The following is a 22,488-nucleotide window of genomic DNA, read 5'->3' on the forward strand; positions in this document are numbered from 1 at the left end:
TATCCGTTAATGATGATTAATTAAATCATAAAGCAGTATTTAGCTGCCTGTGCTTTGTTAAGGTAAATCCTGTACTGATCAGCCAGATGTAAGATCCGAAGCGGGCAAGGGGAAGCAGATACCCTGCCGCCGGAATAACCAGGCTTAACGTAGATAATTCGGCAATTCCTGCCAGCACCAGCCCGGACCAGGCCACCCATTTGGGTGTGTATCCTCCCAGCAGGCAGGGAACAGATATACCTGCCATTAGTAAACCAAGTGCCACAATATGAGCAATACCGCCGCTGGCAAAGCTCAAAAGTTGAACGGCATGAAGGATATGCACCTCATCTGCTATACCCGGTTGTGCCATTATCCAGCCACAAAGGCTGGAAATAGTAATAAAAACGGATGCAGTTATACCACCAAACATCGCAATGCTGACACCGGAAGCATTTACTCCCAGGAAACTTAGCCGGCTCGTCACCGTTGCGGTAAAAAGCCCAAGCGGTATCGCTGCGCCAAACTGAGAAAGGGCATTGAATTTAATCGCATCCGGAAACCGGAGAAACACCTGTTGTGCATCCACCAGAGAACCGTTCGGCCGGGGAAAGGCAGCACCATGTGACAACACTCCGAAAATGACGAGGCTTGATATAAATAGCGTGGTATATACAATAGCGATCGCTCCCGGATTGGGACCTCTGTGCTGCTCGTAAGGAAAATGATGTACCTGATTTGCGGTAGACATAGTGACTGTTTTTATGATGATAAAAAAGTTATTCAAAGTCTTTCATCGGGATGTTTACTGTGAGTAAGCATTTTATTGTTAATGTAGTTTGTATTGCAAACTAAAAAGGCAAAAAAATATCCTCCTGAAACTACCTTGAAAAAAAAATCAATGCAGGCACATGGCTAACCAGAGTACCTGTTCTATCATGTGTGTATGGCCTGTTTCTCATAAATGCAGATATTTTTTGATATCGTCTACATATTTCTCAAAGGCTTTCTTGCCTTTGGTGGTCAATTTGCAAATAGTATGAGGATAGTTTCCTTTAAAAGTTTTTATCACTTCTATATATTCTGCCTCACTTAATTTCCTTATCTGATGACTCAGGTTTCCCTGGGTTGTTTTCGTGATTTCCATCAGGTAACTGAAGTCAGCCTGTTTCATTTTAATCAATGCAGATACAATTGCCAGTCTTACCGGAGTACTTAGAACAGGATCTAATTCATTATACATTTCAGCGGTAAATTTAAGTCCTGGAATATTTCAGCAAATACCCGGGTACAAGGTAACCTGTAATCACTGCAATGCCTTGCAGCAACGGTTTATAGTAATCAGGTGTAAATACACTGATAACCGAGAAAAGCAGGAATAAGACACCGCCTGATACCAGTGGTTTAAAACGAAGTACCAATCCGGAAACCAGTGTACCGATACCGCCAATCAGTAAAGTATATGTAAACGGTGTGGCCGTTTCAACAACATTGATAAAGATCACCAATGCAAAGCTGATACCCAGCACCAGCCACAGTTTTTTAAGATAGCTGGCAATATAAGTCTCGGACTGGTGACGCATTGTACTATGCCGCCACAGGGAAATAACAATGCCGGTGACAGCGAGTAACGGAAAAGGAAGGAAAAAGTATTTAAAGGAAGTATAATGATGTAAGAAGAAAAAAGAGAAGCTGGCTATCGCAATCAGCCAACCCCAAAGCAGGTATAGAAAACTATACCCCTTTATGTTTTCTTTCGTCTGTGCAATCACTGCCGCGATCACTTCCAGACTCTGGGCCGGATCTAAATGATGCTCTCTGGTGTCCATCTCTTTGATATTTTCTAAAAACAAATGTAAATATAGTTTGCGATATAAACCAAATTTAATCCTGGGTTTTATTTTTGATGGTGCTGTATTCATCCGCTTCCGGCCAAAAGTAAGGCCAGCATAAAACAACGGTGTTTTATGCTGGCCTTATATTTAAGTACCTGGCAGCAATAGCTGTGATTCGCCCGGGGGCGGAGTCATCAGCAATGAATCCTGGACCAGGTAGGACAACTGGTGTCATCAATGGAAGTCAGACAGATTTTGCCTGCCCCTTTTCCTTTTTCCTGGTTTACGCTGTTAAGATCTGCGATTTTGATCTTGCCTAATTGGAGCTTTTTTTGCTTGGGTGATTTCATAAAACGTGATTTAGGTTAAGACGAAAGATGATGTAACAATCCTGAACAATGAAAGTAAGTATGCGTTGATAGTAATTCATTATCCGGAAAAAATAAAATTAACGGAATCTGCTGCGACTTTACAGCACCGACAGGGCTGCACGAAAATTAAATACCATGCTTATTTCACCAGGAGAATGCTTCCTTTGAACTCAAATTTTTCACCGTTTTCGCAGATAGTTTGCATGTAATAAATATAGCTTCCCAGAGGAGCTTCCTGGTTGTTTCTTCGCCCATCCCAGCCAGCAGCAGGCACATTGATCTGGAAGTGTGTATTTTCAAATACGAGGTTGCCCCAGCGATCATAAATACGCAGGTACCCGATTTCTTTCACGCCTTTTCCCTTGGGATATACGCGGTCGTTTTGTCCATCCTGGTTAGGCGTAAATGCGTTAGGCATAAAAATAGCGGCCTGATTGCACAGGATATGTATGGTAACCTCATCTTTTGTTTTACAGCCATAACGGTTTTCCACTTCTACCGAGTAGGTGGTAGTAAGATTGGGAATCACCTGTATAGATGCACAGGTCGGGCAACGGAGGGCCTCGGGAGGAGACCATTTGTAGCTGACAACGTCATTGCTGGCGGCAGCGGTGAGCTGCAACGTCATGCCAGCCGGGGCGTTCTGGTCCGGCCCTGCATTTACTAACGGGTAGGGGGCTACGATTACCTGCAGGGATGTTTTATCAGAGAAACACCCTTTGTTATCGTAGCCCGTCACCGCGTAGGTATAGTTACCTGTATTCGCTAAAGTAGCCGTGGTATTACCTGCATTTGGATTTGCCAACCCCATGCCTTCCCATTTGTAATAATCTGCTCCGGAAGCAGATAGTGGTAGTACTGCACCCAAACAAAGAGAGGTATCGGGTGTTGCTGTTATTTTAAAAGGTTGAAGTACCTGTAATGTTAACTGATCTGTATTGATGCACCCGTTACTGTCCGTTACTTTCACGTGGTAGGTGGTATTAGTATCCGGGCTCGCCGCCGGCGTTGCGCTTAGTGGGTTATCCAGCCCGATAGCAGGCGTCCATTCATAACTACTGCCTCCGGTGGCCTGCAGCCCGGTAGTGTTGTGCAGACAAATAAATTCACTCAGTGAAGTGGCTTTTGCATTGGGCAGCGGGTTTACGGTCAACAGGTGCCTGGCCGTATCAATACATCCATCAGTATTGGTAACAATAAGCGATATGGCTACGGGGCCGGGCAGGGAGAAGGTTTGCGCTGGCGGTTTGCTGACAGCCGAGGTTTGTCCGTTACCAAAATTCCAGTTCCAGGTGAGTCCATTGTCGTTGGTGGCGCTGCCGTTGAAACTGGCGGGCGATTGCACGCACACTTTGTCCGGGCCGGCAATACTGGCTTCCGGCTTAGTATATACGTTCACGTTAGTAGTGACTGTTTGCTTGCAACCATAGGCGGTAGTGGTAGTAAGACTGAAATCATATTTGCCTGGTGCAGGAATATAAAAAGATGGGGTAGCAGTTGTTTCGTTGGAGGGTGTCAGTGAAGGATTAAAGTCCCATTTATAGATGGCCGGTTTGCCTAACTGATCAATAGAAAAGCTGTTGAATACCGGGTGGAAGGACACGGTTCCTTTACCACAAAGAATAGCTGGTGTTGGCGTTAACTGCACATCCAGTTTATCTATAACAATAGGACTGCGCAACAGGGCACTGCCTCTGCATCCGGACGCATCAGACAGCAGCAACCGGGGCTGATAGATACCAGGTGTTTTGAAAACATGCTTCACCACTGAATCGGTGGTATGAAGGATAATACCGTCTGTAAAATCCCAGCTGAAATCCTGCGCACCATTGTTTTTAACATTAAATTGAATTTCCTTTTCCAGGCAGCCACCATCAGAACTGGCTATTATGGCGGCATAGGGGCCTTTTACTTCTATGGTATCAATGTATTTATCTTCTACACCGGCTTCTCCTTTAGCAGTTAGTACCACCGCATAGCGTCCCGGTGCTGTATAGGTATGTATGGGATTTGTTTCTGTGGAACTGGTACCATCTCCAAAACTCCAGTTGCTGGAAACATAGCTGAGAGAAGTATTGGTAAAGAAGAAGATCATGGGGGCACAGCTACCACCATTAGCAAAGATGGAACTATAGGTAAAGTCCGCGCCAACCGCAGATACTCTTACCTGTTTTTCTGCGTGGTCTTCACAACCATTGTTATCCTTCACCTGCAATACTACCTGGTGGGTACCAGACGCGGTGTAATTGTTTATGACCGTTCCGGTGCCGGTGGAGGTATGACCATCTCCAAAGCTCCAGTTTACACTGGTGATAGTGCCATCGGTTTCGATAGAGTGGTTGTAGAAGTATACATCTGTACCTGGTTTAACAAGATAGCTGCTGGCATCAAATACGGCGTGGGGGCCTTTTACCTGCAGGGTATTATCATAGCCATAGCTGATACAACCTTCTTTGTCCGTTACCTTCAGCATAGGGTTATAACTCCCTGGTTGTTTATAGGTATGCAGGAAAGGACCTTTTGTGAACGTGGCAACAGGGGTACCATCGCCGAAATCCCATTGCCATTGGCTAATGCCAGCACTATGAGTGATATTGGTTATGTCGGTGAACACAAGTTCGCTGCCTGCACATTTTGCCGCGGGTAGCTTAAACGCAGCAACGGGGCCCCGTACGTTTACGGGTATAATGTTACTGAGATCTATACAGCCTTGCAGATTTTCTACAGATAATTGTATTAGTTCTTTGCCGGGAGGGAGATTTTTGTAAATGAATGTTTGCTGATCATCAGTGATGCTTTGGTCTACACCATTGGCCAGCCATTTGTAGCCGGCAGATTTATAGATAGCAGCCTTGTAGCTGGTGATAGCTGCATTCAGCGAATCATTGCTGCATAAAGTAGTTTTATCTGTAGTGATCACCACCGGAGAAGGTGCAATCACCGTTACCTTAAGTCCTTCATGTGTGGTACAGTGGCTGTCTTTGGTAGTAAGTGCCACCTCGTAAATACCACTGCCGGGAAAAACGTGGGTTAAGGTAGCTGTGGCGACAGTATAGGCCGTATCGGTACCATCGCCCCAATCCCATTGCCAGGATTCAGCGCCAATGGAATGATCTTCGAAAACGATGGTGGTGCGTTTGTTACAGTCAACCGGCCGGATAGCATATCGTGGGAACGGGTTGGTGGCAGTGATGTATTCTTTTTTAACAATGGTATCATAGCAGGTATGATTACCCACAATCATTTGTACCGTATACGTTCCGGGCAGTTGGTAGCTATGCGTGGTGTTTTTGCCGGTACCGGTGCCGCCATCTCCAAAATCCCATTGCCAGTTGTCGCCAATATCCGATTGATCCTTGAAAGTAGCCGGATTATTACCACAGATTTTTGGGGCATCCGGTGAAAAGAAAGCAGGCACCGGTTTCTTATATACGGCTACATTATTGACAGTTTGTACTTTTCCCGTACAGCCGTTGACGGTAGTATAGGTCAGGTAAACGGTGTAGATGCCTGCATGATTATAGGTATGGGTAGGCGTTGCCAACGCAGCTGCCGGGCTACCGTCACCAAAGTCCCATTCGTAGGTTTTAATCACGTCTTCATTATTAGTGACGGCACTGAAAGTAGTCACCAGTCCTTCACAACCGGTTCTGTTTTTTGCATCTGCTGTTATTTTTACCGGAGATATATTGAAGCTGCTGTTGGTGGTAGCTATGCAGCCGTCTTTGCTGGTAGTTATCAGTGTGGCAGTATAATTTCCTGCTGTGGTATAGGTATGTGCAGGTTGTGGTGTGGCGGAAGTCTGACCATCGCCAAAGTCCCATTTCCAGGCAACGGCAGCAGGGGCCTTGTCAGTAAACCTGGCGGTAGCGGGCATGTTACAGAAAGGTGGTACCACTACGCCGATGCTGGCAACAGGAGATGGCTTTACGTCCAGCTTTTTTTCTACCACATCTACACATTTGCCATAAGTAGCGGTTAGCTTAACATTTAGTGGCCCCGCAGCAGGAGGGGTGTAGGTAGTAGTATTATCTGTATTGTTCAATGCCGGTTGTCCGTTTATTTCCCAGGCCACCTGGAGCTGATCGGTAGTGGCAAATACACCGCCATAAGTGCCTGGCGTATTGGAACAAACCGGAGCCGGAAAGGTGAAGTTGGTCGTATATGCGGCTACGTTAATATCAGCTATTTTTTTAGTGGCGGTACAGTGCTGTTCATTTGTTACGGTGAGGGAAACCCCGTGGAGGCCCTTGCTGGTAAAGGTATGCGTACCTGGATCTTTTAGAGAAGAGGTACTTCCATCATCAAAAGACCAGTTGTACACCAGGTTACCAGGTCCGGTGGAGGTATTGGTAAGTTGTATGGTGGCAGGTGCTTTACAGAATATTTTATCGGCAACGCTGAAGCCAGCCACAATAGGAGGAGCTACCTTCACCAGGGTATCCACTAATTTAAAACTGGTGCATTGATAGCTGTTGGTAACAATGAGTGTTACAGGGTATTTCCCTGCCTGTTGATAGGAGTGCGTACTGTTTTTTCCGCTGCCGGTAGTTCCATCTCCGTAATCCCAGGTATAGGTAAGTAATGTACCGCTTACCGGGTCTGATTGATCTGTAAAAATAGTTTGTAGCGGTGCACAGCCACTTGTGTTTGTTGCTGTAAAATCCACTTTAGGCCTGGATCTTACGGTGATAAATCCTGTTTTGGTGATAGTGGCAGATTGTCCGGCGGCATCTTTTACTGTCAGGGATACTGTATAAACGCCGGGTTTGACATAGGTCGCCCCGGGGTGCTGTTCGGTAGAGGTATACCCGTTACCGAAGTCCCATTGCCAGGATATTGGCTGGCCTGTCGACTTATCACTAAATGTTGTTAGCAGCAGTTCGCAATCACTGGTTGATGTAGCATTAAAGTCTGCTCTGAGTTGTTGTGCCTTTGCTCCCAAGGAAATAAAACAGCCTGCTAATAGAGAGGCAAGTAGTGATGGACCCAATTTAAGCTTTGCCAGGCTAAAAAGGTTCATTCATGGATACGTTGTGTTACCTGAATTTACGCTATTAATGGCAATGTACAATCATCTTTTATAAAAGTGTTCAGAAGACAGTCGGTTCATTCCATATGATTATAACCAGGTGTATCAAAAGTTATTTTATCTTCATAAGTACATGCGTACAAACTACCGTATATTTCCATTGGGTGACCGGGCTGTTATTATTGAATGGGAACAACAGATCGGACAGACTGTTCATCAGCAGGTAATGCAGGCGTTCCGGCAGCTGCAACAGTTGCATAAACCCTACATACTCGATCTTATTCCGGCCTATGCTTCTTTAACAGTTATATACGATGCGGTGTTACTGTACCGGGATCTGCGGGGTTATGCCGGTGAGGGAATCAGGGATCTGATTATAGCAACACTGAATGAAACGGCCGTCACTGCTGTTACCCAACCCCGTTTGTTACAGATACCGGTATGCTATCATGCTTCCATGGGACCAGATCTGTCTGCCATGGCGGAAGGTAAAAATATTTCCGTGGAGCATATTATCGAACTGCATACGGAGCAAACTTATACCGTATATATGCTGGGTTTTCTACCAGGCTTTCCATATATGGGCAAAGTGCATGACTTGCTGGTAACACCCCGGCTAAAGCAACCCCGGTTCAGGATACCGGCGGGGAGTGTAGGTATTGCCGGTGCACAAACAGGTATATATCCGCAGGAGTCACCGGGTGGCTGGAATATTATCGGCCGCACACCCCTGCAATTATTTGATGCACGTAAGGAAACTCCCTGCTATTGCGAACCTGGTGACCAGGTGAGGTTTATACCGATATCACTTGCGGATTTACAGGAGATGACACATGATATTTGAACACGTTAAGATCAACAACATTGATACAGGTAATACAACAAGGATTGCTGGATACTATTCAGGATGCAGGACGATACGGATTCCAACACCTGGGCATTAATCCCGGTGGGGCTATGGATAGGATTGCACTAGCCGTAGCTAACAGCCTGGTAGGGAATGACATGACAGAAGCAGCGATTGAACTGCATTTTCCTGCATCTGCTTTTCTGTTTGATAGAATGGCCATGATTGCTTTATCCGGCGCTGATTTTGGAGCTACCATCAACGGCATCCCCCTGGAAGTTAACAGACCGGTGCTCGTAGATACGCAAACAGTACTGCGTTTTTCGAAGCCTGTTTCCGGTGCACGATGCTATCTTGCAATACAGGGTGGGCTTGCACTCAAGCCCTGGCTGGGGAGCTACAGTACCCATTTAAAGGCCGGCGCCGGCGGTTTTGGGGGCCGGGCATTGAAAAAAAATGATTGCCTCCATCTCCGGTCGGGCAATATTTATTCTTCTCTGCTCCATGGAAGGGAGGTGATAATGCTGCCATGGACCGCCGATATAAGTCACCTGTACGCTGCAGAAGGACCCATACATACGCTTCCGGGTAGCCAATGGAGCCGGTTACCGGAGCAAGCCCGCCAACATTTTACCAACGAGACATTCGCTTTAACGGAACAAAGCGATCGAATGGGGTTTCGCCTGAGCGGTCCGCCACTGTTCACTCAGCCAGGTGAGGAGCAGCTATCTGCAGGTATCAGTAGGGGAACCATACAGCTTTTACCCAATGGGCAACTCATTATTTTGATGGCAGATCACCAAACAACCGGTGGGTATGCCCGGCTGGCACATGTTATTACCGCTGATATGCCTTCTCTTTCGCAACGCATGCCCTATCAGACGCTCCATTTTAGCATGACAGACGAAAAAACTGCGTCAGCTTTGTTGTGGCGACAGGAACAAGGCTTGCTCTTTCTCCAAAATGCCTGTAAATTACGATGGGAGGAATGGCTGCAACAGCAGCCTGTTTAATCATTATCATTATGAATTATATAGATCTTAATTGCGACATGGGAGAAGGCCTGGATAATGATGCCGTTATTATGCCTTTTATCAGCAGCGCCAATATTGCCTGTGGCTTCCATGCCGGCGATCCCGACATCATGCTCCGCACGGCAACACTGGCGCTCGAAAATAAGGTGGCCATTGGTGCCCACCCCGGTTTTGCAGATAAAAGTAGTTTCGGTAGAACAGAGCAGGCACTTTCAGATGCAGCATTATACGAGCTCATTACTACCCAGCTATATGCTATGCAACGGGTATGTGAGTCGCTGCATACCACGATGGCACATGTGAAGCCCCATGGTGCGCTGTACAACATGGCAGCCAAATCTCCATCCATGGCCCGCGTGATTGTCAAAGCGGTGAAAGATGTAGATCCCCGGCTTTGTTTTTTCGGACTTAGCAACAGCTGGCTTATCAAAGCGGCGAGGGAAGCCGGACTTAAAACGGCCAGCGAAGTATTTGCTGACAGGACTTACCAGGATGACGGTTCTCTTACACCCCGCACACAGCCGACAGCGCTGATTGAAAAAGAGGAAAATGCAATAGCACAGGTACTGATGATGGTTACGGAACAAAAGGTAACTACCGTTAATGGTTATACGATTCCGATGGCGGCGGAAACCATCTGCATTCATGGCGATGGCGCGCATGCTGTCACATTTGCGCGAACTGTGAATGCTGCATTACATCATCACCAATTAATAATACAACGGCCTTGAGCAAACAAAAAACTTCCGTACTGCTGGGCGCAGCTTTCCTCATGGCTACTTCCGCCATCGGTCCTGGTTTTCTTACACAGACAACAGTATTCACGCAGCAACTGGCCGCGTCTTTTGGTTTTGTAATACTAATATCCGTATTGCTGGATATTGGGGCACAATTGAATATCTGGCGTGTACTCACCGTTTCCGGGTACCGTGCACAGGATCTCGCCAACGCGTTGTTACCGGGCCTGGGTTACTTACTGGCGGCTTTGGTGGTATTGGGTGGCCTGGCCTTCAATATTGCCAATATAGGTGGCTGTGGGCTGGGAATACAGGTGCTTACGGGAATGGACACTGCTTACGGCGCGTTATTGAGTTGTGGTATTGCACTGTTTATTTTCTGGATGAAAGAGGCAGGTAATGTGCTGGATCAGTTTACGCGCTGGTTGGGCATACTTATGGTCCTGCTTACCTTGTACGTTGCTATCAGTTCTCATCCGCCGGTAATGGAAGCAGTACACCGAAGCGTATGGCCAGCGGTGATTAGTACTAAAGCCATTATTACGCTTGTGGGTGGAACAGTAGGAGGTTACATTAGTTTTGCCGGCGCACACCGGCTGCTGGACGCCGGCATCAGCGGAACAACGCAGATACGGTCTGTCAACCGCAGTGCGGTAAGCGGCATTGTTATTACCGCTATCATGCGCGTCTTGTTGTTTCTCGCAGCATTAGGCATTATCACACAAGGGGCATTACTCGACAGCGGTAACCCGCCGGCATCAGTATTCCGTATAGCAGCGGGGGAAATTGGTTACCGTTTCTTTGGTATTGTAATGTGGAGTGCCGCTATCACTTCCGTAGTAGGTGCAGCTTATACCTCTGTTTCCTTCCTGAAAACGTTTCATCCTTTTATCGCTGCCAATGAGCGTTGGTTTATAAGTGGCTTTATACTTTTTTCCACAGTTGTTTTTATTATAGCAGGAAATCCCGTACAGCTGTTGCTGATGGCGGGCGCATTCAACGGCCTCATACTGCCGGTAGCCCTGGCGGTAGTGTTGGTGGCAGCCGGCAAGACACGACTGTTGCATCATTACCGGCATCCGGTATGGATGCAGCTGGCAGGATGGTTAGTGGTACTTATTATGGGATACCTTGGAGGGGTTACCATAGCGGATTGGTTAAAGTGATAAACTTTCCGACACGTTTTAGCGAATAATAGACTGATCGTAAAACAGGAACATACCTATCAAGTAAATATTTTCCCCCTTTTATAAGTAGATAATTTATCTAATATTTAAAGTAATATCCTAGCTTTGAATCCTGTTTTTGTATCGAGATACTATTTCCTGTAGAAACAATGCCCTTACTACATCTATGAAAACTTTCCTGAGTACTTTGCTGCTGATTTTTGTTTGTAATTCATTATTTAGCCAAACAGTTTACCAGATCCGCGCAGACAGTGTCCGCATCTATAACACTTGTGACACTGCGGAGTTAATCCTCGAAAACAGGACCCAGAAGGTGCCTGGCTTTCTCTTTAATAAAGGACAGGGACGAACAGAGTTCCGGCAGTTACAGTTAAACATGTCCGGCAACGCGCTCTCTATTCCAGGCCAGGATACAGTAGATCTGGGTTCATGGGGAGATAACAGGTATGATCTGGCTGGCAGCAATTATAAAGCTGTTCCCAACGGTACTGCTATTCCGTTTGCACAGTGGCCCATGAATAAAGTGGTAGGATATGGTATTTATTCTGGCATCGATATGCCCACACTGTCCGACCAGGCTTTTCAATCAAAAGGAACAACACTTTACTACAATGGCCTGATGGTGGGCAACGGGACTACCGGTTTTGATATGGCGGTTAACTGGGACGGAGAACTGCTGGGTCCTAACGGTGTTTTCTTCAGAATTAAAGACGACACAAAAACGACGTGGAGTAACTGGCGGGAGCTGTTGTTTAAAGATTATGCAGAAACGCATTTCCAATCAAAAGAAGTAATTAAGATAAAGGAAGGTGTAAGTGATGCAAGAATGGGGGTAATTGACCTTGCAGACGGCGAATACACTGCCACCGTTAATACTACTGCGCTTACTGCCAATAGCCGTATATTTTTGACGCCTCAAAGCGGGCAGGGTGCCATTGGGTCTGGGCCTGCGAGCCTTTATATATTAATTGTCAATGTGAGCTCCACTACGCCGGGTGAATCTTTTACAATTACTTCCAACAGGAACAGGACTGGTTTAGGCCCCGCGAAAATAGCCTGGATGATCGTAGAAGCTATGTAATGGGGAGATTCAACTCCGCTGGCTATTTTATAAACATCCCGACAAGGTGGCCATAGCAAATTGGGTAGAGTGATTTTCCCCGGATACACCTTTTAGATGTAATTACAATAAAAAGAGCTGCTTCAAATTTTGAAGCAGCTCTTTTTATATCATTTAGTTTCAATTAGTTCGCTATCACAATTTTTCCACTCGTTACCTGTTTCACAGTACTTATCTTGCTATTGAAAATATTGTAGATGTACACACCTGCAGGCAGGTCGCTGGTATTAATTTTGCCGCTGCCTGTAATACGCTGTGTCTTTATCATTCTGCCATTCATATCATACAACTTCACGACCAGGTTGCCAGCCGCTTTATCCCGGATGTTGATGCTTTGACCGCGTTGTAACATCGTTGGGTATACGTTAATTCCGGCAGCCATTGTTGTTTTCAGTATCATCGGCGCAATGGTGGTATCAGGGCAACCGGTGAAGGCCAGTTCTCCAACGGAAGTCCATGCATTACCATTTACTTCTGACGTAGCTACCAGTTTTACATATTTAGCTTTTACTGTAGGGCTGAATACCACATCCTGTGAAGCGGTGCTGTTCACAAAGTTGCCGGTAGCCACCTGTGTCCAGTTAATGCTATCGGTACTTACATGTACCTGGTAGGCATTGATGCGGCCATTAACGGCTGCCTGCCTTGGTACATAGGTCAGCTTACTGAGATTGTATGCACCACCCAGGTAAACAGCTACATAATGTGGCATAGGAGCGGTGCTGTTATACCATTGTGTATGCCAGAAGGTAGTGTTGTTGCCGTCGATCACATTGGTAACAGGGGCGCTTTCACCGACCGTTTCCTGGCTGTCGAACTGATAGATCCTCAGTTGCGTGCGCGGAATAGGGGTGTTGCAGGCAGACGAAGCTGGCGGCGTACCAGGCATACCAACACCCAGACCACCCAGGCCAGTATTAAACGTAGCCGTTACATAGTAAATGGTAGCGCCTTTTTTACTGCTGGTATCTCTGCCCACCTCAATGGTACCCGGACCATCCGGGGATGGCGTGGCGGGTGTTACATTACTGATGTTGCTTTTAACTTTCACCAGTTGTATGCTGTCCCATGATTTGCCGGTAGCAGTTTCCCATCCTGATTTTTCAGCCTGGCTATAGTACAAGGTTACGCTTACTTTGCCTGCCGCGTTATTGTTGGCCGGTGTTATTTTCACGGTTTTGGACGCGAGATAATGTGCAGGGGTAGCGTCCCAGAATTGGGTGGCGCTGGTGCCGGCACGGTCTACTTTTACTGAGGTGCAGCCATAATCAAAGCTGCTTTGGTTTTGCACCTTTGCAATGATTTTGCCGCTGGTGTCTGCAAAGTATACGGTGGCATTGGGCCCGAGATATTGGGTGGTAGTGGTATTCAATGTGCTGGCTACCGGTGTTACAGCCGGCCTGGTATTGATGATCAGGTTAGGTCTTGTAGAGCCGTATCCAGGTGCATTAAATGAACAACCGGCACCACTGGTCTGCCGCTGGAAGGCGGTAGGATTCGCACCGCTTACGGATACAGAAGCAACAAGGTTGTCTCCCTGGTCATTGCCATCCGTATTATTGTAGCAGGACTGTATCAGGAGGTTGGAGTAGCCATCCCAGTAGTAGGGCTGGGAGAATGGTATCTGTATCCAACCGGTATCGGTAACACTGATGCTGCCGGAGTATACGCCAGTAAGTGGACTGGCATCGAACAGGGTTTCCGTGAAAGCTGTTTGTGGCGTTGCACCTATCGCTACATTGAAATTCTGGAAGGTGCTGGTAGTTGTCACTGTCCTGGAAGTTACATGATAGGACACCGCGTAGATGTATCCTTTCTGTATACCGCCGGCCCTTAATTCATCTGCAGGATAAATGGTCTGGGCCTTCTTATCAGATTGGGTACCATTGAACGGACTGGACGCACTTCCTCCAGTGGTGCCATTGCCATACGTCAGATTTACCAAAGCCGTATCTCCTACAGGAGAGGCATCCGGATAGGTAATATTTATGCGGGCAGTTTGCGCGGATGGATTGGCCATAGCATTTGTAGTGCCGGTTACGTTGAAAGTAAGAAGAGCAAACTTACTGATGGGATCCGTTTTACTACCATATACCCTGATGGTAACAGGACGTACAGCTGCCTGACCAGATGTGAAAATGAGGGTATCACCTGGTGTGGTAAAGCTGCTATTAGTGGTGATATCATAATCAATACCACGTATAGCCGAAGACGTAGGCCCCACCACCAGTTGTACATTGGCATTGCCGGCAGGTGCGGGACTGACTGACAGGTTGAGCGTATAATCGGTGTAAGGCTTACATCCGGAGACGCTGGTGCCGGCAGCAGTAGTACCTACATTAATAGAGGCAAAAGAGATTAATGGTGTAATCTGGTTATTGAATTTGGTGCCGAATACACCTCTTCCGTAAAAGCTTACACGCAATTCACTACTATCGGCTACGCCGTTATTATAGGCAAATAGATCTGTAATATCTGCTACTGTAGGTAGTCCTATGGAGTAGAGTGACCAATCCGTCATGTTTTTATTCCGATAATAAACGCCTCTTGCCGTAGCGAGATATACAGATTCGTTAGTGGCGTAGCGGTCTTCCAGTAGTCTTATCACATTCACGGGAGGGAGAGAGCCACTGATATCGGTGTAAGTATTTCCCTGGTCAGCAGACCTGTACACTTTACTTCCGCAGGCGAGGTACACGATATTGGTATCGCTGGCGATGGTAGTAACGCTGGCGGCTATACTGGTAGCTACGGGAGCGGCTACGCTGGTGAATGTAGGTGTGGCAGCAGTAGCATTGCGGGAACGATATACTTTTTGATTGGTGGTTACATAGTATACCACATTTGCACTCGCATTACTTACCTGCAGGGCATTGATCTTTTCCGTATTATTTACCAGTTTGGTCCAGGCAGGAGAAGCCGCGGTGATGTTGGCACTTCTCCACAGGCCGGTATCAGCAGCAAAAGCAATGGCTACATTTTGTGGAGTGAATTCCAGCTGCATATTGTTGGTGCCGGTAAAAGGCAGGTTGTAGGTAGCATCGCCACCGGTCACTGCTCTTCTTTTTCCATTGAAATAGTACACCTGGTTATTGGTATTGTAATCAAAGTTAGATCTGGCACCCCAGTCGCCACCTCTGTTAGTGAACCAGGGATTGCCGGCGTATTTATAATACAGTTCTCCGTTATCCTGGGTGCCAATACTGATCATATCTCTACGGATAGGACTGTTGGACGCGTGATACACTTCAGAAGTGGCCAGGCCGCTGCATTTGGGTACCCAGGTAGTACCTCCGTCGGTGCTGAGCCATACGCCGCCATCGTTGTAATTAAACAGTTTGGAGGTATTGTACGGGTTTACTTTGATGCCATGCATGTCGGTATGGATCATGGAGGCCCAGTTAGCTTCCATTTGGGTCCAGGTGCTGCCGCCGTTGGTACTTTTCCATACCAGGTGTCCTACTATATACACCGTATTGGCATTGGTGGGATCGGCGCACATGCCATAGTTATAATTTCCCTGACCAGTGCTGGTACTCGTATATCCGTTGAGGTTAGGAGATACATCTCCCTTTACCTGCGTAAAAGAAGTGCCGGCATTTGTAGATTGATATACAACGCCACCTGCGGCGCCGTTATTGGAGCCTACCATGGTAACATACACCCGGTTGGAGTCTGCCGGTGTTACCGCTACCCTGGTGCCATTGGCGCCATTGGCAGGCAGCACGAGGACAGTCGGAGTCCAGGTATCTCCCATATCCGGTGAGGTATAGAAAGCACCATCTCTTGTTACGGCATAGATAGTTTTGGTGTTGGCAACCGCCTTGAATACCATGTCGGTAAACTGCCCGCCAGCCAGTTGCTGATTCCAGGAAATACCGCCATTGGTGCTTTTCCAGATACCATCATTGGTAGCTGCTACCAGCACATTATGATCCAACGGGGACATCAGCATCTCCAGGGCCATACGGTTGCCGATGCTGCTGTTGGCGGGCAACCATGATTGTCCGCCGTCAGTGGATTTATAAATGCCGAGAGACGTGCCGTAATAGTTGGGATCACCGGTGCCCAGGTACAGCACCTGGTCGTTGGTATAATCGATACATACGGATGCACAAGCAGCTTTCGGTAATTCATCAGTACCCATTAGTTGCCAGGTATTGCTGGTGTCGGTACTTTTCCAGAGCCCCCATACACTGGTAGCGTAGATGGTGCTGGCACTGGAGGGATGGAATTTCATTTGTGTGACGCGGCCAATGCCATTGATCTGGCCGGAAGAATTAATGGGAAACAGCACCGGGCCAATGTTTCGCCAGTTACCGTAGTTCTGGGCAAACGCAGCTGACGAAAGCAGCAGGAAGGCCGGTAAAATCAGTGATAGATATTTACGTATATACATATCAGTTATTACAGATTGAGGTGGGGAATATTTTTCAGATAGAGGGCCTGTTGCTAATTGGTCCTGCTGCTGTCTTTTTCTTTCCTGTCTTTGGCCTGTTTAGCGTTAATATTTGTTTTCAGCTCCTTCTGCTGCCGCCAGATCTGGATCTGCTGGTCTTTATTGAGGATAGTGCCATCCGGCTGTACATAGGGCAACATCTGCCGGCGCCACCACTGGTATTTCTTGTACTCAAATGCATATTGTTCCCCTTCTTTTTTCGCTTCAGATTCTTTTCTTTTAAATAGTCCGAGAAAACGTCGTTTTCTTTCAGAATTATTTTTTACATCCAGTACTTCATCTTCTTCCACCGGAAGTTCTTTGCCTTTCCAGTAGTCGTTAAAAGATTTCTCAATAACGAAGAAGTTAACATTAGGATCATCCATCATTTTGATCCATTCAGGAGCGGGTTTCTGACTCGACCGGGCATTTTGTTGTGCCCCTGCAGAGATGGCGGTAAGCAACAGTGCTACCAGCAAAACAGAGCGCCATAGCGGCATGCTGACTGATTTTTTTTTCATTGTGGCTGTTGGTTTAAATTGGTTCAGTATTCTGGCTAGTCTTTTTTAGAATAAAAGGAAATACCTGTCTGCTGATTCATAGATTTCAGGCTCCATCCGGTATACTTTTCGTATATGTGATGACGTTAATACTTCCTCCCTTGAGCCACTGCATACCAGCTTTCCCTGGTGCAGGAGGAGGAGGTTGTCGGCAAATTTTGCCGCTATATTGAGATCATGTACTACACCTATCACCACCAGGTCCTGCTGTTGTATTAATGTTTTCAACAACTGCATAAACTGGTACTGATAATGTACATCCAGGAAAGTAAGCGGTTCATCCAGCAACAGGTAGCGGCAGCAGCGCGGCACCGGCTCCCATATCTGGGCCATGATGCGCGCAAAGTGAACCCGTTGTTTTTCTCCGCCAGATAGACTCATATAATCACGCGCTGCCAGCTGTTCGAGATCAAAAAGCTGTAATGCTTCCCGGCAGTACTGTAGGTCTTTGCTGCTGTAGTCGCCGCCCATATGAGGGTATCGGCCCATCATAACTATTTCCGCTACTTTTAACGGAAAGGATAATTCCATATGTTGAGAAAGCGATGCACGTATACGTGCCAGTGCTTTGCAGGAAAAGGTGGCTACAGGTTTGTCCTCGTACTGAACAATGCCCTCATCGGGAGCCAGCTGTCCACCTGCTACTTTCAGCAGCGTGGATTTGCCGGCGCCATTGGGTCCAATCACCAGGTGCAGTTTGCCTGGTGCGAAATCAGTACTGATCTCCTGCAGTAAAATTTTACTGTCTGCTTTACAGGTAATATTGGATAGCCGGATCATCAGAAATAGTAATTTTTTTTCCGCAGTAAAAAGATGAAAACAGGGACGCCGGCGATGGAAGTCACGATCCCGATAGGCAGTTCTGCCGGCCTTAAAAGGAGTCTTGCTGCCACATCGGCGAGACTGAGCAACACGGCGCCGGCGAGTGCGCTGCCAATTACCAGGTACCTGTTATCGGCACCTTTCCATATCCGCAGAAAGTGTGGCACTACCAGTCCCACAAAACTGATCACGCCGGTGAAGGCAGTCACTACTGCAATCATGACCACATTGATGATTAATACTTCCCTTTTTAAACGTTGTACCGAAACGCCGGCCAGCATCGCTTCCTCTTCTCCCAGTATCAGCAGGTTTAACTGGCTGGTATAGGATAAGGCACGCCAGAAGCAAATGGCCAGTACGATACCTGTAATGGTAACGGCATGCCAGTTAGCGCCCGACAAGGTGCCAAGGTTCCAGAAAGTAATAGAACGCGCCTGCGGGTCGCGGGCAATATAGGAGAGAAAGCCGGTGCCACTCAGGAATAATGCGTTGATGGCAATGCCTGTCAGCAACAGTGTTACAATCGCTGTTTTCCCCGTTTGCTTTTTCTCTGAAAACCCAAGCACCAGGAAGGTGGCCAGTATGGCACCTGCGCATGCTGCCAGGGGGAGTGTCCATTCGCCGGCATTGAAATGTAACGTTGACCCCAGTACGAAATAAAGGGCCGCGCCAAAAGCAGCCCCACTGGAAGTACCTATTAATCCGGGTTCCACTATGGGATTCCTGAAAAGCGCCTGCAGCAATACGCCGCCAACAGCCAGCGCGGCACCCGCCAGCAGACAGAAGATGGTCCGCGGTAAACGTATTTCCATAAAAATACGTTCGTGCAGGGAGAGGTCTCCGCTACCGGCAAAGGTTTTGCTCAAGGCACCGGCAATTTCTGCGGTGCTGATGTTTACCGCACCATAGCAGGCCGACAGGAGCACTGTCACTATCAGCAAGGCAGTGAGCAGGGGATATACCCCCCGGTACTGTTTACTTAACGGCATGTATCAGTTTTTGAAAGGCGAGTACATTAGCACCAGTTCTGGGCCCCAGGTATACGATGTCATGCTCTTCTATCCTGTAAATCCGGTTGCTTTGTGCCGCCCTGGTACCGGCAACTCCAGGCAGTTCCTTTATCTTTTCAATGCTGCCTAACCTGTCATAACCAAAGTCTGTCAGTAAAATAACATCCGGGTCTGCCTGTGCAATCATTTCAGCTGAAACCTGCTGCATGCCTTTGTCTCCGCCAATAGGAATAATGCCGCCGGCCCAGCTGATCATTTTTGCGGCAGTGCTTTTTTGCGTAATGGCCAGGTAAATATTCATGGCGCGACCAAAATGAATAATCACTACTTTAGGCGTGTCCATATATTGGTGTACGTTAGTAAGCGCTTGTTTTATCTCTGCATCTAATTGCTTACAAAGACTATCGGCCTGCGGTTCTTTCTTAAAATAGCTGCCCAACTGCCGTATCATGGCTTTATCCTGCTCAATGGTATAAACACTGTCTGTAAAGGTTTTCATCGGGATCTTCATTTTCTCCAGCTGCCGCATCACGGGTTCGGGCCCTATATTATTATCGTGTATCACCAGGGTGGGGTTCTGCGCAATAATTCCTTCAGCACTTAGTGCCCGGTGATAACCTACTGTGGGTAGCGATTTAATCGCCGGTGGATAAGTGCTCGACAGGTCTACTGCTACCAGGTTTTTTTCAGCGCCTAACGCATAAATTACTTCGTTGTATTGCTTGGATAAACAAACAATGCGGGTATCAGTGGTATCGCTTTTAGGGTTGCCAAATCTGCCGCAGGAAGTAAGTGTAACGACAAGGATTACAGGTAATACATATTTTGGTTTCATGACGTAGTATGCAGGTTTAAAGAAAGATTAAAATTTATAGTGCAGGTTAAATCCTCCATACCAGGTAGCCTTGTAAGGTCCTGGCAGGTATATATTAGGCGTTGCTCCGCTGAAGCTGGCGTTCAGGAATACCATAGTGTAGTACCTGCTGCCGGTAAGATTATTGCCACCGGCAAATACATCCAAACCTATATGTTTGCCAATACGGTGTTTATAACCCAGTTTAGCCTGCAACAACGTATAGGCATCTGCGTAATGTCTGTTATCATATGTGATAGGCATTTTATCTACATACTGTAAAGTGGTATTCAGGTAAACACCCCATTTAGTGATAACATCTGCTCCGCTGTTGAAGAGATGCGGCGCTATACCGGAAGCTTTATTTCCGCTGTAGTTAATAGTTTTAGGGTTATTGTTATTGTCGCTTTTGAAATCATTGTAGGTGAAATCGGAGTAGGTATAGCTGATAAAGGGACGTATCAGCGAGAAAGCAGCCGATTTGGTAAAGGAGATGCTATACGCCAGGTCTGCTTCTATGCCACGGTTTTGCTGGCCGCCGGCGTTAGTGGTAACGCTGTATAACACCGTTCCGTTGTTGTCGGTTATCGCCTGTGAAGTAAGTTTATCTTTTATCTCCATATCAAATACTGCCACCTGGAAAGTGAGTTTTTCATTCAGTAAACTGCCTTTGGTGCCCAGCTCATATTGTGTTGATTTTTCCGGCTGCAGGCCGGTGTTTACCTGGCTGATCTGCGGAATCACTACCTGGCCGGAGGTGGGAGGGGAATAGCCTTTGCTGACGCCGGCATATACAGCGATCGTTTTGGTCAGTGTTTTTAATAGAGAAAGCTGCGGCGTTACTACCGGTGTAAATGTTTTATGACCCGACTGGTCTTTGTGGGAAGGATTACCGGAATTGGTTAACCGGTCTGTTATGCCGTATTCAATATAGTTATTGCTTATGCCGGCAGTAACCGCAAAGCCCTGAGGCAATTTTATTTCCCATTGCGTGAAGATGCTGTATTGCATAGTGGCCAGTTCCAGGTCACCGCTAAGTGGCCCTTGTACATTATCTGCAAGGCCATAACTTTTTTTGAAGGAGTTTGTCTTCTGGTATTCTGCGCCAATAGTACCATTCCAGGTAATGGTGCTGCCAGTGAAGTGCAGCCCAAATGCTGTACGGGCCCCGAAATTCTGTGCTGTATTGGAAGACAGCCCTACAGCAAAGGCCTGTGATTGCTTGTATCCGCTGAAGTAAGCACTGGTAAGATTACTGACATGAGATGAAAACGCATAGTTATGGGAAAGTCCTGCGCGATAAGTTTCAAAAGCCACGTAGCCATGATTTTTCAGATAAGGTACTTCCCCGGTATCTTTTTTCTGTGCAAACTGTATGCTGTCCAGTTGCCCTGCAAGCTGATCGTTGGAGCTGTTATAGGCTGCATACACGGAAAACGTTTGCTTTTCATTGCCATAAAAATCACCGATGAATGAAACGAAATCTTTTTTTGATGCGCTGTTGATACGGTAGCTATCGTAGTTCTGATGGCCATAATTCAGCATCACAGCGGATTTCTGGTCAGCATATTCCAGGCGGGTATTGGTCCGGAACAGGCCATTGCTTCCCGCAAGCGCTTCCTGTGTAATATGTGTACCAGGGGACGATGGTTTCAGCGTAAACATTTTCAGTACGCCTCCTATGCCGCTGCCGTATAAACTGGAAGACGGTCCTTTAATCACCTCCACACGGCCCAGGATAGAAAAGTCAATATCATCCAGGATAGTGGTTCCTTCTGCATCGGTTACAGGAATGCCGTTGAGGTAGGCTTTGTATCCTGTACCATTAAAGTTGGTATTGTTACCGTATCCCCGGATGGTAATACGCTGTCCGCCCGACATGGTTCTTTTCTCCATCCGCACGCCAGGAACGAGGTTCAGCGTATTTTCAAGAAACAATCCATCATTTCGTTGCAGATCCTGCCTGGTAAGCATGGCCACTGATCTGGATTCGGAGAGATTAGGTGAGGTGCCGGCATGTACGGTGACGGCATCCAGGGGGTAGATAACAGCGGTAAGACCTATCATCAACTGCTTGCTGCCGTTGCTGCCATGAATACTTTGCGTCCCATAACCAACTGCTGTTACAATAAGATCATCACTGCTGTTATAATCAATTCTGAAATTACCGGTGGCATCTGTTGTTGTCAGGACTTTACCGGCGGCAGATATCTCCGCTCCTTTAACAGGCGCTTGTGTATAGATATCATATACTTTTCCTTGTAAAGATTGTTGTGCATAGCATTGTAGAGATATGGCCGTTATCAGCAGCCATGTAGCTAACGTTTTCATTGTTCTTTTAAGTTATGGGTTTAGGATGTGCTACTATCATGTTGGTACCATGCATACTTGCAGCAGGCAAATGAAAGGCATGCAACACATAGCAGCGCTATTGGCGATAATGAATTTTTTTAAAAAGAAATTGGATCTAAGCGGTGCAGATCTTGTTCACAATAAAGTCAGGTTCATCAGTGGCGGTCGTCTATGCAATTACACAACACACGCTGGATTTTGGTTGAGTCTCTTAACTGTTGGTTAGTTTATCCCTTCTTACTCATCTGGTTTGGCTGATCAGTTGGAATGCCGGATAATGCTCACAACAGGTGCTTTCATTGTTCATTGAC

At 46.9% G+C, this 22,488-nt stretch carries 16 protein-coding genes; 5 read left to right on the forward strand and 11 right to left on the reverse strand.

Annotated features, from left to right (window positions below; genetic code table 11):
* Nucleotides 1-25 precede the first annotated feature (25 nt).
* The 5 genes from AC1DP6_RS26250 to AC1DP6_RS26270 all read right to left on the reverse strand — a co-directional run bounded on the left by AC1DP6_RS26250 (nucleotide 26) and on the right by AC1DP6_RS26270 (nucleotide 7,130).
* The gene (locus AC1DP6_RS26250) at nucleotides 26-730 is read right to left on the reverse strand and encodes a hypothetical protein (RefSeq protein ID WP_477057505.1); all 705 of its coding nucleotides are present in this window, start codon (nucleotides 728-730) and stop codon (nucleotides 26-28) included.
* Between the two features lie 207 nt (nucleotides 731-937).
* Nucleotides 938-1,222 (reverse strand): winged helix-turn-helix domain-containing protein, encoded by a 285-nt coding sequence (locus tag AC1DP6_RS26255; RefSeq protein WP_441578528.1) that lies wholly within the window; start codon nucleotides 1,220-1,222, stop codon nucleotides 938-940.
* A 13-nt stretch (nucleotides 1,223-1,235) separates the two neighbouring features.
* Complete coding sequence (locus AC1DP6_RS26260; protein ID WP_441578529.1) at nucleotides 1,236-1,808, reverse strand: hypothetical protein; 573 nt, start codon at nucleotides 1,806-1,808, stop codon at nucleotides 1,236-1,238.
* Between the two features lie 200 nt (nucleotides 1,809-2,008).
* Nucleotides 2,009-2,164, reverse strand: a complete 156-nt coding sequence (locus AC1DP6_RS26265) for a hypothetical protein (protein WP_477057506.1) — start codon at nucleotides 2,162-2,164, stop codon at nucleotides 2,009-2,011.
* A 160-nt stretch (nucleotides 2,165-2,324) separates the two neighbouring features.
* On the reverse strand, nucleotides 2,325-7,130 hold the full coding sequence (locus AC1DP6_RS26270; protein ID WP_477057507.1) for a PKD domain-containing protein: 4,806 nt from the start codon (nucleotides 7,128-7,130) through the stop codon (nucleotides 2,325-2,327).
* A gap of 220 nt (nucleotides 7,131-7,350) precedes the next feature.
* Here AC1DP6_RS26270 and pxpB point away from each other — a divergent pair, with 220 nt between their 5' ends.
* The 5 genes from pxpB (at nucleotide 7,351) to AC1DP6_RS26295 (ending at nucleotide 12,103) form a co-directional block, all read left to right on the forward strand.
* Nucleotides 7,351-8,061 carry a 5-oxoprolinase subunit PxpB gene (gene pxpB, locus AC1DP6_RS26275; protein WP_477057508.1) on the forward strand — a complete coding sequence of 237 codons (711 nt, stop codon included), beginning with the start codon at nucleotides 7,351-7,353 and terminating at the stop codon, nucleotides 8,059-8,061.
* Nucleotides 8,058-9,077: a 5-oxoprolinase subunit C family protein gene (locus AC1DP6_RS26280; RefSeq protein ID WP_477057509.1), complete on the forward strand. Its 1,020-nt coding sequence runs from the start codon at nucleotides 8,058-8,060 to the stop codon at nucleotides 9,075-9,077. Before pxpB ends, AC1DP6_RS26280 begins: the two co-directional genes overlap by 4 nt.
* Before the next feature lie 11 nt (nucleotides 9,078-9,088).
* Nucleotides 9,089-9,829 carry a 5-oxoprolinase subunit PxpA gene (locus AC1DP6_RS26285; protein WP_477057510.1) on the forward strand — a complete coding sequence of 247 codons (741 nt, stop codon included), beginning with the start codon at nucleotides 9,089-9,091 and terminating at the stop codon, nucleotides 9,827-9,829.
* Nucleotides 9,826-11,001, forward strand: coding sequence for an NRAMP family divalent metal transporter (locus AC1DP6_RS26290; RefSeq protein ID WP_477057511.1), 1,176 nt, complete (start codon nucleotides 9,826-9,828; stop codon nucleotides 10,999-11,001). The genes AC1DP6_RS26285 and AC1DP6_RS26290 overlap by 4 nt, the downstream gene beginning before the upstream one ends.
* Before the next feature lie 187 nt (nucleotides 11,002-11,188).
* Nucleotides 11,189-12,103: a hypothetical protein gene (locus AC1DP6_RS26295; protein ID WP_477057512.1), complete on the forward strand. Its 915-nt coding sequence runs from the start codon at nucleotides 11,189-11,191 to the stop codon at nucleotides 12,101-12,103.
* 163 nt (nucleotides 12,104-12,266) lie between these two features.
* Here AC1DP6_RS26295 and AC1DP6_RS26300 read toward each other — a convergent pair whose 3' ends face one another.
* From AC1DP6_RS26300 to AC1DP6_RS26325, 6 genes are read right to left on the reverse strand one after another with little or no spacing between them, the layout of a single operon-like run.
* Complete coding sequence (locus AC1DP6_RS26300; RefSeq protein WP_477057513.1) at nucleotides 12,267-16,541, reverse strand: discoidin domain-containing protein; 4,275 nt, start codon at nucleotides 16,539-16,541, stop codon at nucleotides 12,267-12,269.
* A 53-nt stretch (nucleotides 16,542-16,594) separates the two neighbouring features.
* Complete coding sequence (locus tag AC1DP6_RS26305) at nucleotides 16,595-17,101, reverse strand: hypothetical protein (protein WP_441577267.1); 507 nt, start codon at nucleotides 17,099-17,101, stop codon at nucleotides 16,595-16,597.
* A gap of 45 nt (nucleotides 17,102-17,146) precedes the next feature.
* The gene (locus AC1DP6_RS26310; RefSeq protein ID WP_477057514.1) at nucleotides 17,147-17,920 is read right to left on the reverse strand and encodes a heme ABC transporter ATP-binding protein; all 774 of its coding nucleotides are present in this window, start codon (nucleotides 17,918-17,920) and stop codon (nucleotides 17,147-17,149) included.
* Complete coding sequence (locus tag AC1DP6_RS26315) at nucleotides 17,920-18,951, reverse strand: FecCD family ABC transporter permease (protein WP_477057515.1); 1,032 nt, start codon at nucleotides 18,949-18,951, stop codon at nucleotides 17,920-17,922. The genes AC1DP6_RS26310 and AC1DP6_RS26315 overlap by 1 nt, the downstream gene beginning before the upstream one ends.
* Nucleotides 18,938-19,807 carry a heme/hemin ABC transporter substrate-binding protein gene (locus tag AC1DP6_RS26320; RefSeq protein ID WP_477057516.1) on the reverse strand — a complete coding sequence of 290 codons (870 nt, stop codon included), beginning with the start codon at nucleotides 19,805-19,807 and terminating at the stop codon, nucleotides 18,938-18,940. The genes AC1DP6_RS26315 and AC1DP6_RS26320 overlap by 14 nt, the downstream gene beginning before the upstream one ends.
* 27 nt (nucleotides 19,808-19,834) lie before the next feature.
* Nucleotides 19,835-22,156: a TonB-dependent receptor gene (locus AC1DP6_RS26325; protein WP_477057517.1), complete on the reverse strand. Its 2,322-nt coding sequence runs from the start codon at nucleotides 22,154-22,156 to the stop codon at nucleotides 19,835-19,837.
* Nucleotides 22,157-22,488 lie beyond the last annotated feature (332 nt).

This window comes from Chitinophaga sp. 01L420 (genome assembly GCF_056399985.1).

Bases quoted from the DNA above. Each gene is read 5' to 3' on its own strand.
- AC1DP6_RS26305 (WP_441577267.1), bottom strand. From the start codon at position 17,101: ATGAAAAAAAAATCAGTCAGCATGCCGCTATGGCGCTCTGTTTTGCTG.
- AC1DP6_RS26315 (WP_477057515.1), bottom strand. From the start codon at position 18,951: ATGCCGTTAAGTAAACAGTACCGGGGGGTATATCCCCTGCTCACTGCC.
- AC1DP6_RS26255 (WP_441578528.1), bottom strand. From the start codon at position 1,222: ATGTATAATGAATTAGATCCTGTTCTAAGTACTCCGGTAAGACTGGCA.
- AC1DP6_RS26285 (WP_477057510.1), top strand. From the start codon at position 9,089: ATGAATTATATAGATCTTAATTGCGACATGGGAGAAGGCCTGGATAAT.
- AC1DP6_RS26310 (WP_477057514.1), bottom strand. From the start codon at position 17,920: ATGATCCGGCTATCCAATATTACCTGTAAAGCAGACAGTAAAATTTTA.
- AC1DP6_RS26250 (WP_477057505.1), bottom strand. From the start codon at position 730: ATGTCTACCGCAAATCAGGTACATCATTTTCCTTACGAGCAGCACAGA.
- AC1DP6_RS26265 (WP_477057506.1), bottom strand. From the start codon at position 2,164: ATGAAATCACCCAAGCAAAAAAAGCTCCAATTAGGCAAGATCAAAATC.
- pxpB (WP_477057508.1), top strand. From the start codon at position 7,351: ATGCGTACAAACTACCGTATATTTCCATTGGGTGACCGGGCTGTTATT.
- AC1DP6_RS26295 (WP_477057512.1), top strand. From the start codon at position 11,189: ATGAAAACTTTCCTGAGTACTTTGCTGCTGATTTTTGTTTGTAATTCA.
- AC1DP6_RS26260 (WP_441578529.1), bottom strand. From the start codon at position 1,808: ATGGACACCAGAGAGCATCATTTAGATCCGGCCCAGAGTCTGGAAGTG.
- AC1DP6_RS26325 (WP_477057517.1), bottom strand. From the start codon at position 22,156: ATGAAAACGTTAGCTACATGGCTGCTGATAACGGCCATATCTCTACAA.
- AC1DP6_RS26300 (WP_477057513.1), bottom strand. From the start codon at position 16,541: ATGTATATACGTAAATATCTATCACTGATTTTACCGGCCTTCCTGCTG.
- AC1DP6_RS26320 (WP_477057516.1), bottom strand. From the start codon at position 19,807: ATGAAACCAAAATATGTATTACCTGTAATCCTTGTCGTTACACTTACT.